This window comes from Aurantibacter crassamenti (genome assembly GCF_016811105.1).
GTDB lineage: Bacteria > Bacteroidota > Bacteroidia > Flavobacteriales > Flavobacteriaceae > Aurantibacter_A > Aurantibacter_A crassamenti.
Genome location: NZ_JAFBGM010000001.1, coordinates 1,406,103 through 1,418,328, shown reverse-complemented (window position 1 = coordinate 1,418,328; position 12,226 = coordinate 1,406,103). Strand labels below are relative to the sequence as shown.

At 33.5% G+C, this 12,226-nt stretch carries 17 protein-coding genes; 3 read left to right on the top strand and 14 right to left on the bottom strand.

Features of this window, described 5'->3' with window-relative positions; genetic code table 11:
- Positions 1-3 precede the first annotated feature (3 nt).
- The 13 genes from JQC67_RS05850 to JQC67_RS05790 form a co-directional block, all read right to left on the bottom strand.
- Positions 4-363, bottom strand: coding sequence for an MmcQ/YjbR family DNA-binding protein (locus tag JQC67_RS05850; protein WP_203251911.1), 360 nt, complete (start codon positions 361-363; stop codon positions 4-6).
- A gap of 1 nt (position 364) precedes the next feature.
- On the bottom strand, positions 365-892 hold the full coding sequence (locus JQC67_RS05845) for a GNAT family N-acetyltransferase (RefSeq protein WP_203251910.1): 528 nt from the start codon (positions 890-892) through the stop codon (positions 365-367).
- Between the two features lie 3 nt (positions 893-895).
- On the bottom strand, positions 896-1,288 hold the full coding sequence (locus JQC67_RS05840; protein WP_203251909.1) for a Dabb family protein: 393 nt from the start codon (positions 1,286-1,288) through the stop codon (positions 896-898).
- A gap of 15 nt (positions 1,289-1,303) precedes the next feature.
- Complete coding sequence (locus JQC67_RS05835; RefSeq protein ID WP_203251908.1) at positions 1,304-1,927, bottom strand: DUF4230 domain-containing protein; 624 nt, start codon at positions 1,925-1,927, stop codon at positions 1,304-1,306.
- A 12-nt stretch (positions 1,928-1,939) separates the two neighbouring features.
- The gene (locus JQC67_RS05830; protein WP_203251907.1) at positions 1,940-2,293 is read right to left on the bottom strand and encodes a DUF4260 domain-containing protein; all 354 of its coding nucleotides are present in this window, start codon (positions 2,291-2,293) and stop codon (positions 1,940-1,942) included.
- Positions 2,293-3,042 (bottom strand): cyclase family protein, encoded by a 750-nt coding sequence (locus tag JQC67_RS05825; RefSeq protein WP_203251906.1) that lies wholly within the window; start codon positions 3,040-3,042, stop codon positions 2,293-2,295. The genes JQC67_RS05830 and JQC67_RS05825 overlap by 1 nt, the downstream gene beginning before the upstream one ends.
- A gap of 73 nt (positions 3,043-3,115) precedes the next feature.
- The gene (gene hemW / locus JQC67_RS05820; protein WP_203251905.1) at positions 3,116-4,240 is read right to left on the bottom strand and encodes a radical SAM family heme chaperone HemW; all 1,125 of its coding nucleotides are present in this window, start codon (positions 4,238-4,240) and stop codon (positions 3,116-3,118) included.
- A 64-nt stretch (positions 4,241-4,304) separates the two neighbouring features.
- Positions 4,305-4,667, bottom strand: a complete 363-nt coding sequence (locus JQC67_RS05815) for a four helix bundle protein (protein ID WP_203251904.1) — start codon at positions 4,665-4,667, stop codon at positions 4,305-4,307.
- Between the two features lie 55 nt (positions 4,668-4,722).
- The gene (gene ruvC, locus JQC67_RS05810) at positions 4,723-5,277 is read right to left on the bottom strand and encodes a crossover junction endodeoxyribonuclease RuvC (RefSeq protein ID WP_203251903.1); all 555 of its coding nucleotides are present in this window, start codon (positions 5,275-5,277) and stop codon (positions 4,723-4,725) included.
- Positions 5,278-5,280: 3 nt separating this feature from the next.
- Entirely contained in the window at positions 5,281-5,760 is a 480-nt protein-coding gene (locus tag JQC67_RS05805) for a hypothetical protein (protein ID WP_317198360.1), read from the bottom strand.
- Between the two features lie 75 nt (positions 5,761-5,835).
- Positions 5,836-6,981, bottom strand: a complete 1,146-nt coding sequence (locus tag JQC67_RS05800) for a tetratricopeptide repeat protein (RefSeq protein ID WP_203251902.1) — start codon at positions 6,979-6,981, stop codon at positions 5,836-5,838.
- Positions 6,978-8,918 (bottom strand): TonB family protein, encoded by a 1,941-nt coding sequence (locus JQC67_RS05795; RefSeq protein WP_203251901.1) that lies wholly within the window; start codon positions 8,916-8,918, stop codon positions 6,978-6,980. Before JQC67_RS05795 ends, JQC67_RS05800 begins: the two co-directional genes overlap by 4 nt.
- Positions 8,919-8,936: 18 nt before the next feature.
- On the bottom strand, positions 8,937-9,326 hold the full coding sequence (locus tag JQC67_RS05790; RefSeq protein WP_203251900.1) for a BlaI/MecI/CopY family transcriptional regulator: 390 nt from the start codon (positions 9,324-9,326) through the stop codon (positions 8,937-8,939).
- A gap of 162 nt (positions 9,327-9,488) precedes the next feature.
- On the opposite strand from JQC67_RS05790, the gene JQC67_RS05785 reads away from it, so the two are divergent.
- Entirely contained in the window at positions 9,489-9,998 is a 510-nt protein-coding gene (locus tag JQC67_RS05785) for a DUF456 domain-containing protein (protein ID WP_203251899.1), read from the top strand.
- Here JQC67_RS05785 and JQC67_RS05780 read toward each other — a convergent pair.
- Positions 9,995-10,549 carry a nitroreductase family protein gene (locus JQC67_RS05780; RefSeq protein WP_203251898.1) on the bottom strand — a complete coding sequence of 185 codons (555 nt, stop codon included), beginning with the start codon at positions 10,547-10,549 and terminating at the stop codon, positions 9,995-9,997. The genes JQC67_RS05785 and JQC67_RS05780 overlap by 4 nt on opposite strands.
- Before the next feature lie 132 nt (positions 10,550-10,681).
- On the opposite strand from JQC67_RS05780, the gene JQC67_RS05775 reads away from it, so the two are divergent.
- Together JQC67_RS05775 and JQC67_RS05770 are read left to right on the top strand one after the other, a co-directional pair.
- Entirely contained in the window at positions 10,682-11,800 is a 1,119-nt protein-coding gene (locus JQC67_RS05775; RefSeq protein WP_203251897.1) for an amidohydrolase family protein, read from the top strand.
- A gap of 88 nt (positions 11,801-11,888) precedes the next feature.
- Positions 11,889-12,155, top strand: coding sequence for a hypothetical protein (locus tag JQC67_RS05770; RefSeq protein ID WP_203251896.1), 267 nt, complete (start codon positions 11,889-11,891; stop codon positions 12,153-12,155).
- Positions 12,156-12,226 lie beyond the last annotated feature (71 nt).

Here is a 12,226-nt window from a genome sequence, read left to right as displayed (position 1 = left end):
AAACTAGTCTAACTTTTTAAGTTCGGCCTGTAACTTTTTTGTCATTTTTGAAACAACTAAATCATATGAATGATCCGTTAATTCGAGAGTTAATTTTGGTGAAATATTTTGAATTATAACCGTATTCCAATGCACTTTACTCATATGATATCCGGGTATAATATCACCATCAAATTCTTCGCGGAGTTGAATTGCACGCTCTGGATCACATTTTAAATTTACTTGAGGTGGAAGCCTTTGTAAACCAGACAATGCAAACATTTTGCCCATGACTTTAAAGACTAAGGTATGCTCATCAAAAGGAAATTCTTCAGTAACACCTCTCTTAGATAAACAGTATTGTCTGAATTCTTCAATATTCATTTTAATTCTTTTCGAAAATCTTCAAATTAGACCAGTGATATCTTGTTTTCGTAATTTCGCGGTCTCCTATATCAAAATCATTTATCGTCTCTACTGCATTACCACCTGCACGCTCATAAAATTTAATTGCTCGCTTATTTTGTGCAAGTACCCATAAATACATTTCTTGCTTTACCTGATTCTGCATAATCTCTCGAGCTACAGCAACCAATAAGTTCTCACCTATTCTTTGACCAGCATAATCCGAATGAACATGCAAATTATCTACCAAGGTACCGTAGGTAGCATCTTTATCAAAATAGGCACATACAAAACCGACAACAACATCTTCATCCACTACTACATGGACAAACTGATTTTCTGCACTATTTTCAAAACGCAGTCTCCAAGCCGATAAGCGATCCTCAACAACTTCAACATCTAAAAAATTATCACTAAAAATACCGCGATAATTCTGTTGCCAACTTAATGCATGAAGCCTAGCAATAGATTCGGCATCTTTAAAATTTGCTTTTCGATATGTAAACATTCATTAAATGCTCATAGAATCATATACAATAACTTTAGACCAAAGCGAACTTGACTCCTCGATAAACACCTTATGTGGCTCTTCATCTTGATATGCTTTCTGTGCTTCAGCGGATTCAAAAGTAACAATCAATGAATACGTAAATGAACCATCTACAACATCACGACTAGCACTTGGTGGTCTTCCAATAAAACTAGTTTTAGCATATGCCGAATTGTCTAAGAATTTTTGCAATGAAGTTTCAAAAGCTTTTTGATCTTCAACACTATCTGGATTATTAAACCAAAAGTAAACGGTGTGTGCAAAATTAGGGTCAAATTCTCTCATTTCATTTTTTGTTTGACTATAACCTGTAAAGGTCAGTGTTAATATTAATACTGCGGTTAGTGTTTTCATAGTTGTTTTAAAATATTATTTTTCTAATAATTCTTTTTGCTTTTCGGTAAGTTCTATAGCTGAATAATCTAATTTCCATCCAATAGTTTCAACTATTTTTTCAATCAATAAAACGGTTTGTAATGCCTCTTTTCTAGCGGTTTCCATCAGGCCACTTTCTGGAATTTTTTCTAAAATATGCTTTTTGGCTTCTGCATTTAAACTGGTTAAATCATTTGGAGTAAAAGAATTAAATAGTCCATTCTTAATGTCATAAAAATCTAATTCAGGTTCAACAGAAAGCACTTCGGGCTGGGGGAAATTTGTTAAGATTATTTTCTTTTTTCCCTCATCAGCATGCATTAATATCTTTTTTAAATCATAGCCAATTTGGGCTTTTGCTTTTATTACAATGAGCGCTTTTTTTTTGCTTATCACCAAGCTCATAAAATGCTCTTTGGTATTCTCATATTTGTAAATTTCAGCAAAATCACCTTCCACAGAAATTAGCTTACAAACACTTTTAATACGTTCTAATAGCACTGTTGACTGATGTGAAGTAAGCTCTTTTTTTTGCTTTTTTCTAAAAAAAGAATACACCCAATAGGTTGCAATAGTACCTAATATTAAACCTAGAAATACCTCTAAAATACCATCCATAGTATTGCTAAATTAACCATTTCCTATTTCACCTAAATGTGTAAACCTAAATCCCTTTTCATATTTAAGTCCATAACCAAAAATGCGATCCATTGAAGCGTGTGAAAATAAGATTACCCCTATCAATTGCAACAAAGGCTCAGACAGGTAAATACCAATAAGGTAAATGACAATTGCCAAACCTCTGTGATGAAATATATTATAAACTAAAGCTCCGATTTTTGAATTAATGAGATACCCTAACATTCCGAAATCTGGCGTTAAAATCAACACTAAAAACCACCACCATTTATAATCTAGCAAACTAAAAAGGTAAATACCCAAAACAAAGAGTAGCACTTCTTCTAATTTAATTAATGCTTTCATTAATCTTCTATTTTATACAATACTGGTCGGCTAGGGCTTGCATCATTTTCAAAGGGTGCTACTTGTAAGTTGAGAAAATAAGTACCATCAGGCACTTTATTAGGCACATAAATGAATTCTGTTATGGTTGCATTTTTCCGCACTTTACCTTTTGTATTCCAAAAGGCACGATGCGCTAAAAGTGCACCCTCATCTTTCTCTTTATCAACAGAAGGCAAATCAATTAGCACATGATTAATGTTTTTATCTACAAACAATTCAGCAGCATCTTCTAGTAGATAAGGCGGATTAGTATTTGAATACTGAACAGACTTTTTTTCTTTTAAGTTTGGTAGCGTTCTAATTATTACTGCTTCTCTTTTTTTATTCCCGATAGCATATTGCAATTGCTTTCTAGAAATCACAAAATCACTTTCATACATTTCAGGAGCTATTGTTATTACTTCCGCAAAAAAGAAAAAACGATTTAGATTTTTGTTTACCGAATGAAATTTCTCAGTAATATGCCCAACACATTCTGTATGGGTACCATGCGCATGCGGATTAAACCAAATATCATTAAAATTGGTGGCAGAACCTTCTGATACTTTACCTACAAATTCACCCTCTGTGTGCGGTTCAATTTTCGAATGCTCAATATACCATGCGTTCACATCTGATTTAGCACCACTTATAGGTATCGAAATATCTAAGGGTTTAGATAAGTCTATTTTAAAATTTCTACTATTATGTTTTATGGTTGCAATCATATTAAACAGGTCTCATTTATGGTTTTTATCAAGAAACTTCCTGATAAAAGCTAAGTATACAAATTTACTTCAATTATACCATAAACAAATCCGATGCTAATCCATCTACTAAAAACCTGCCTTTCTTCGTAACCTTTAGTGTATTATTTTCTATTTGCAACAATTCTTTAGTAATCGGCTCTACCATCTGTTTATTTAGATAACTTAAATACTGTTCTCCAAATTCTTTGTGGATTTTCTCTAAGGATACGCCCCAAATAGTTCGCAGGCCTGTCATTATATATTCGTTATATCGATCAACAATGGTTAGCATTTCAGTTTCAATAGGAAGTATTCCTTCTTCAATTGATTTTAAATACTTTGAATTGTTACTGATATTCCAACCTCTACGTTGTCCATCAAAAGAATGTGCTGACGGTCCAATACCTAAATATTTTTTACCCTGCCAATAGGCTGAATTATTTCTCGAAAAATAACCTTTCTTACCAAAGTTAGAAATCTCATAACAGATATACCCTGCCTTTTCTAAAACTGTATTGAGAATATTATATTGATTATGCGCTTGTTCATCATCAACATTTTTAATTGTGCCTTTTTTAATCATATGCGCCAAAGCTGTTTTTGGCTCAACCGTTAATGCGTAACTTGATATATGTGGAATATTAAAAGACAATGCTTTATCAATGTTTTGCTTCCATCGTTCGTTTGACATTCCGGGAATTCCGTAAATCAAATCAAGCGAAATATTTTGAAAGTGCTTTGTAGCTTCTGTTAAACAATTTTCGGCTTCTTTTGCAGAATGCGCACGGTTCATCATTTTTAAATCTTCCTCAAAGAAAGATTGAATACCAATACTCAATCTATTTATGGGACTTTTCGACAACTCCTCAATTCGTTCTTTAGACAAATCATCAGGATTTGCTTCTAAGGTTACTTCTGGATTTTCAGCAACTTTATAATATTCATAAACGGAAGTAATAATTTGATTTATTTCTGCTGCAGTTAGAATAGACGGGGTTCCACCTCCGAAATAAATGGTTTCAACTTCAACATCTTTAAATTCATCTTTTCGTAATTCTAGCTCTTTTAATAAAGCGAGAACCATAGGCTCTTTCTTCGCCATTGAAGTCGAAAAATGAAAATCACAATAATGACAAGCTTGCTTACAAAAAGGTATGTGAATGTATATTCCGCTCATCTATTCGCAGAATTATCAATTATCAGAAAACAATTATCAATGATCAATACCTGAAATTTAAAATTCAATTCTTTTTAATCCTTGTATTTTTAAGAATGGCAAACATAATCCTAGACAATTCATCTGCATTTTCAATTAACTCTTGGGCTCTTGGTTCAATCAAATAATCTGCATCTTTCAATAATCTAAGCCAATATTTAGTCTCTAAACTTTCTTTATAAGCAATTGATATTTTCGCAGAAAAATCAGCAGTAGAAATTGCCCCATTTGCTTCAGCAATATTAGCCCCAATTGAAGTGCCCGAGCGTAGCAATTGTTTAGAAATCACATACTCTTTCTTATCGTTAATTATAAACTTGTACACTTTCACAATTTGCAATGCGAATGCATATGACTTATCAGCTAACGGATTTTTGTCATAGCTCATAACCTATTGTTTGTTGATAATTGCTTACTGTTAATTGTTTTTTGACATTTACTTCTTACTTCTTAACTCGTGACTCATTCTGTTTCACAAAGGCTCCCCAGCCAGAATAATTCTTTCCAACCTCAACACGACCTGAATTATAGAAATGACATACAGCTGCTGCAAGTCCGTCTGTACTATCCAGATTTTTCGGAAGCGTTTTAAGCCCTAATGTACTTTGCAACATTTTGGCCACTTGTTCTTTACTAGCATTACCGCTACCTGTAATGGCCATTTTTATTTTTTTAGGAAGATATTCTGTAATCGGAACTTGCCGTGAAAGTCCGGCTGCCATTGCAACACCTTGCGCACGACCTAGTTTAAGCATCGACTGTACATTTTTACCAAAGAATGGCGCCTCAATTGCGATTTCATCTGGGTGATATGTGTCAATAAGCTCAATGGTACGTTCAAAAATAAGCTTCAACTTGGTGTATGGGTCTTTGTATTTATTCAATAACAATTCATTCATTTGAACAAATTCCATCTTTTTACCCACCACTTTAATGATACCAAAACCCATGATGGTTGTACCAGGGTCAATGCCTAATATTATTCTCTCCGTTTTCAATAGTTATTCGGTGTTGTTCAAGACAATTGGAATGCGAAATTTAGCTTTAACCGGAATGCCTCTTTTTAATGCTGGTTGCAAAGATGGTAATTCTTCTAAGCCTTGCGTAATTAACTGATTAAATTCGGGCATTAAATCGTCAATTTGACTATCCTTTTCTATTTTTAAAACGGATACTTTGCCATTCTGATCCACTAAAAAATCAACGAGTACGTTTTTGTTTGTTTTTTTATTGAGCACAAATTTATATTGCTCTAAGATTTTTGCACAGTTTAATAAAACCTCTTGTTCAAAACATTGACGTTGTCCACTTTTACTTAGCGTTTCATCGCAATTCTCAAATAGCGGATAGTTATCAACTTCATTAAAGTCAATTTCAAGCAATTCTTGTTGAACAAGTTCTTGGGTTCTTTCCTCTTTAGAAGTAAGCCATCCGCAAGAAGTCATCAAGCAAAAAACAAGTAAAATGAAAAATTTTCGCACTACCCGATTTTTAGATGAATTTTAAAAAAACTGTTTAAAAAAATCCCTCGGATAAATTACAACTTTTCAAGGACATCATTCAGCATTCAAATGTATTTCCTCTTTTAGCTGTGAGATACGTTTTGAAACCATGGTAGTATAATACAAAGCTTGCCTATCTCTTAATTTACCATATTTCTCTAAGTACTTTTCGTAGTACTCTAATTTTAGATTCAGGTCTTTATAATTACGATCGACTAAGGTGCAAATATTATGATACAAATGAGGATCTGATGGGTCCTCAGCATGAGCACGCTTATAAAAATCAAGGGCGGTTTTAAAATCTTCACGTTCTCGTGCCATACTGCCCAATGAACTATACCCTTGGGCAAATACTGGTTTTTGAATATTCATTGCCTCATTGATATAAATTTCAGCACTATCTAACACCTTGTCTTTTCGGTATGCTTCTGCGAGCTTGAAATATGTATCTGAGTTGCCATCATCAATTTCAAGCATCTTTTTATAGTTGGCCCTAGCCTTTTCAAATTCCCAATTTTTATAATAGCAATAGGCTAATTTATCATAGACATATTCTTTGGTTTCACCCAAGGCTAAAACCCGCTCAAAAAACGGAATTGCTTCTTCATAAGCATTATCATTAAAATGTGTAAGTGCTTTAAGATTGATTAATGAAACATCATCTGGATAGAAATTCAAACCTTTCTCTATATAATGTAGTGCTTGATTCTTATCGTTTTTGATAACAAAATACTTCGCTAACTTAAATAAGCTTCTCAAATGAGTTGAATCATTTTTAATGGCATTTTTATAGGCTATTATACTACTTGCTGGCTGATCTATTTCAGCATAAATTTCACCGAGATAAAAATAGTACTCAGGATTATCTTTGGTTTCACTAACCAATTTTGCAAAGCGTTTTCTCGCCGCATCATAGTCTTTTGTTTTGACCAAAAGTTTACCCAATTCAAAACTCGCAATTTGAAAATCAGGATTTTTCTCAACTACGCTACGGTATTGTGTAATTGCTTTTTCACTATTACCGATAGCATTGTAAGCTCTAGCAATTTGCAAGGCACCTTTTACAGAACCCTCTTCTGCATATTTATTGATAGCTTTGGCATAATTGCCCGTTGCATACAAACTGTCTGCTATGGCGGTTGTTTGCGCTTTTGTTTGACAATAACTTATAAAAAATAGAATTAATACTAACTTTCTCAATCTTTATTTTTCATTTCAATTTCTATAACACCGTTGGTAGCTGTAGAACCGTGTTTTTTAATTGCTGATTCATCTTTTAAAACGTTCATCGATTTTACATCTTCAGGTTTAATTTTCTCAAATTTTTCTTTGGTAGTTACTTTGCCATCAACAATATAAATGGGATCCAAACCATTTTTCGATTCAATGTTTTTAATCTGAATTTTATCATTTTTCAAATTAATTACCACTGCCCCATTTATTGCTTCTGAACCATATAATTTAGTCGCAATTTCATCTTTGTAAACATTAATTGTTGCAATATCGTCAGGATTTATAGCTGCCAATTTTTCTGAAGTAGATTTTTCACCATCGATAATATAAATTGGTTCCAAGCCATTTTCGCCTTTTATTTTAAATCCTTTCTCATTAACTTGAATTGCATTCCCATTAGTTTTGGCATGTAAGGTAGATGGCCCTTGTAGTTTAAAAGTAATTGGAATAGAAAACGGCACATTTACTACTTTACCATCCTGCTTACCGGGTGTCATTGTAGGCAACTTACTGATTATTCGAGCCACTTCTTCCTCCAATAATTTATCTGGGCCGCGCATTTTTACGTTTTGTATCAAACCATCTGTACTAATTGTAAACATTACACTAACCCTACCTTGAATTCCTTTTTCTTGTGCTTCTTCGGGATATCTAAAATTCTTACTAATATGCTTTTGTATACTTTTTTGAAAGCACTCCCGTGGATTTCCAACATTCTCACAGCCCGGAAAAATTGGCACCTCATCTACTACAGCGAATGCAATTGCAATTCCTAAAGAATCGCTTCCTAGAAGACTTACGCTGTCTGGCCCTTCTATAACCATAGTTGCCCAAATTTTCTCGTCGCGGCCATCAAATTTTATATATGACTTTTCCGCTGAACTTGTATATTTAATTGAAGAATCGTCATCTTTTAAAACAAATTCCCAATATTCACCACTATCTGAATATGCTTTTAAGGTTGCAAATAGTTTTTGATCTTCAATTTCGGACATATTACTTATGTCTTCTACTACCATCTCGGTATCTTTTGTTACTGTTTCTGTATGCTCCATTTCACATGAAGAATAAATCAACATAACCACAACCATTGGCAATAGAGCTAAATATTTAAGTTTAAAGATTTTTTTAGATTTCGTTTTTTGTAACATGACGATTCGTTTTTTGATTAATGATGAATTAAAAAATTGATTGATGAATGATATATTTTGTGTTTGAAAAACTTGTGAAAGCAAAAATTCATACTGCTCATTTTTACTTGTCTTGGCAACTTTTGCATCGGCGATGAACTCGTGCAACTCAGCTATTCTACTTTGATAGACATATACTAACGGATTAAACCAACCCACAATTCGCATAATCTCAAAAAAGAATAAATCATACGAATGCTTTTCTCTTATGTGTACTAACTCATGTTCTAAAATATTTTGATGCTCTTTTTCAAGCACTTGATCTCCTAAAAAGATGGACTTGAAAAATGAAAAAGCCATTGAGCTATTCTTGATAACAACCTGCGTAAAGTCCTTAAAATATTGAACCTCCCCTTTCTGTTTAAGCGCATACAGTTGAAAAAGTTTGTATCCGAAGAAAACAGTGGCCAACAACATTCCACCAAACAGAACCATATATTCCCATGAAATACTAAAGCCCGTTTGCTGCGAATTTGCAACTATAATTGCCGCATCATTTGCATTCCACATAAATTCAGGATACCCCTGAAACACCTCAGGAGCTCTAGTCTTTAAGGCTTCAATTTTTATCCACGGCAAGAGCAATGACAAAACATACGTACCCAAAAGATACACCCGATTCCACTGAAAAAAAGTTTCCTTTTTTAAGAATAGGTCGTAAATAAGAAGAAATACTAGCTGAAAGGCGATGCACTCTAAAATATACTGTACCATGAGATTTCGTTTTTAATACTACTTTGTTTTCTTATTTGTCTTAGCAGACGCGTCACTTTTTTTAATTTCATTCAAAACAGATTCTAGTTCTGATAGGCTCATATCATTTTTCTTCATAAAAAATGAAACCATACTTTTAAAGGAACCCTGAAAATAACCATCAACCAATTTATTAATGCTTTGATTACTGTAGTCAGACTTCTTAATTAACGGAAAATACAAGTATCCTCTACCCTCTTTTTCATGCCCAACAAAACCCTTATCTTCTAAAATGCGTACAATTGTTGACACCGTATTATAAGCGGGTTTGGGCGTTGGCAATTCATCAATAATGCTCGCGACATTGCATTTTTCTAATGTCCACAATTGTTGCATTACCTCTTCTTCTGCTTTTGTTAGCTGTTTCATATGCTTCTATTCTTTGACTTTATTGCTGAGAAAATAATTATATAACTAATTTAATAGTTGAAATAAAAATCAAATATAACTAAAATATTAGTTTAAACTAATATTTTAGTTAAAAATCTGTAACAAATCCTTCATATCTTCGTCAAATAGAAAAATATTGAAATGGATATTGCTTTATTAGTAATTGGTTTTATTTTAATGCTTGTTGGTATTATCGGTAGTTTTTTACCGGTATTGCCTGGCCCACCCGTGAGCTGGATTGGACTTCTGTTATTACACCTAACTAAGGCAGTGCCCGATGATTGGTGGTTTTTAGGTATTACAGGTGTTGTGGCCCTAGTTATTTTCGCATTAGATTATATAATACCTGCAATGGGAACCAAAAAATTTGGTGGCACAAGAGCCGGAATGATAGGCACAACTATTGGTCTAATTGTTGGACTTTTAGCACCCATACCTGGTGGCATTATAATAGGTCCTTTCGCAGGTGCCTTTATTGGTGAACTTACGGCAAAAGCTGATAATAAAACAGCATTAAAAGCTGCCTTTGGTTCGTTTTTAGGATTCTTAACTGGTGCTTTTTTGAAATTTGTAGTTTCAATTATTTTTATCGGACTATTTATCGGTAAGGTTTGGGATAATAGCGCTACCCTATTTCCATTTTTAAATTAATCGAGCCAAACCACTTTTTCATCAATTGAACCTCTTGTTGCTTCTGCTGGCTCATCATCCGAATAGCCCATATAGAAAAATCCAAGACATTTTTCACCATCATTAAATTCTAAGAATTCATTCATATATTTTAGGAGACCGGGTGAACTCCAATAGCTGCCAATACCCAATTCAGTACAACATAACCACATATTCTGAACAGCCATTGCCGTAGCTGCAATTTCTTCCCATTCAGGTACACTTTCATTAGGATCTCGTTGCATACAAATAACAATTATTGCCCCTGCCCTTTTAGGATTTTCTATTAACTTTTTTACTTTAATCTCCTTTGGTTTTGGGTCGGTTTCCATATATTTCAATGAAAGAAATAAACCCAATTTTTCCTTAGCTTCACCCTGCATTACCTTAAATCGCCATGGCTCAGTTTTTCGGTGACTAGGCGCCCAATTTGCCGCTTCTAAAACCTTTTCAATATCCGATTTTGAAATTGCTTTATCAATATATTGTGCTGGAAAAACAGAACGCCTTTTTTGTATTAAATCGAAAATCATAAATTGAATTTTAATCCTATAAAGTTAGCACATTCATTTCGCTATTTTATAACGGAATCAATACTTTTAAAAATTGGTTTATAAAGCTAATAGGATTAATTTCCGCAAAAGCGGGAACACAAAACAGTAATAATGAAACTAATTGGCCCTTTCAAACAACTTTTACCAATGACCGGTTTACCGCTTAAAGGTGCATTAGCTGATAATCAACTTGTGATTCTCAAGGATGCCGGAATTTTGATTGAAGGCGAAATAATAGTAGCGATAGATTCATTTATCGTTCTAAAACAAAAATATGCTAATGCGGAAATTCATGAACTAAAAGGAGACCATACCTGCCTACCCGGCTTTATAGATTCACAAACACAAATCTGTTTCGGTGGTTCTGGTATTACAAAAGACTTTTGGGAAATAGTAGTCGCTACACGAAATACAAGCCAAGAAATTCTGAGTAAAAAGACTGCTAAACTAGCAAACAGACATCTAAAAAATGGTACCACAACTATTGAAATAAAAAGTGGTTTCGGACTCTCAGTAGCTGAAGAATTAAAAATGCTTCGTGCAATTAAAGATGCGGCAACACAAACCAAGGTCGATATAATTACTACTTGTTTTGCCGCGCAAAGGTCTCCTAAAGATGCTACAAAAAACAAATCAACCTATTTACAAGAAATCAGTTCAGAACTTTTTCCTGTTTTAAAGGAAGAAAAATTAACCGAAAGAATTGCAGTAACAGACACTTCAGGTTTTAATGAAGACCAAATAGCATCTCATTTGGAAAAAGCTAGAGCCATGGAATTCAATATAGTTACAATCGAAAATGGACTTTCAAAATGCAATACCACAACTTTAGCTTCAACTCATGAAGAAGTTATTTTCACTGCACTTGCAGGAACTTCAATTGGTTTAGGAACAAATTTCACACCTGCTAGAAAAATCTTAGACAATGGCGATTCATTAGCCATAGCTAGTAATCACAACCCATTAACAGCACCCATGGGCGATTTATTAACGCAAGCAACAATCTTAGGTGCTTTTGAAAAATTAACAAATGCTGAAGTTCTTGCTGCAATTACCGTTCGAGCCGCTGCGGAATTAAACTTAAAAAACAGTGGTCAATTAGCAACTGGTAAATTGGCTGACTTTATTTTATTTCACACGAATGATTATAAAGATATTTTATACAATCAAGGGGCATTCAAGCCTTGTGTGGTTTACAAAAAGGGTGAAGTAGTTTTTGATAAGCATTAATAAATGTTTAAATTGAAAATGAATATTTTGAACACTGTCAATATTCGGGCACTAATGAAATGGACAACTACTAAAATGAAATACTGCCATGAGAGGATTAAACAAAATTAAAACTGAAATTGAGGCTTTCGCAAGTGATTCTAAAAATTCAGAATTAGAAATTATTGAAGCTTTAAAGAATTATTATTTCAATAAGGCGGTGACGGCAGAAATAAAATTATACAAGAAGAAAAAGAAAAAAGTCGCTCAAATCACCAAAGATTTAAAAATATCACATCGTCGTTTTTATGCAATTTTAGAAGACAAGAAAATTAGCTTTACCAAGTACAATAAATCAAAACCGGAAACCGCTTAAAAGTGGAGATTTCAATCTCACAAATAGCATTGTAAATACCATAAATTTAAAAATAAAAGCTACCGAAATTT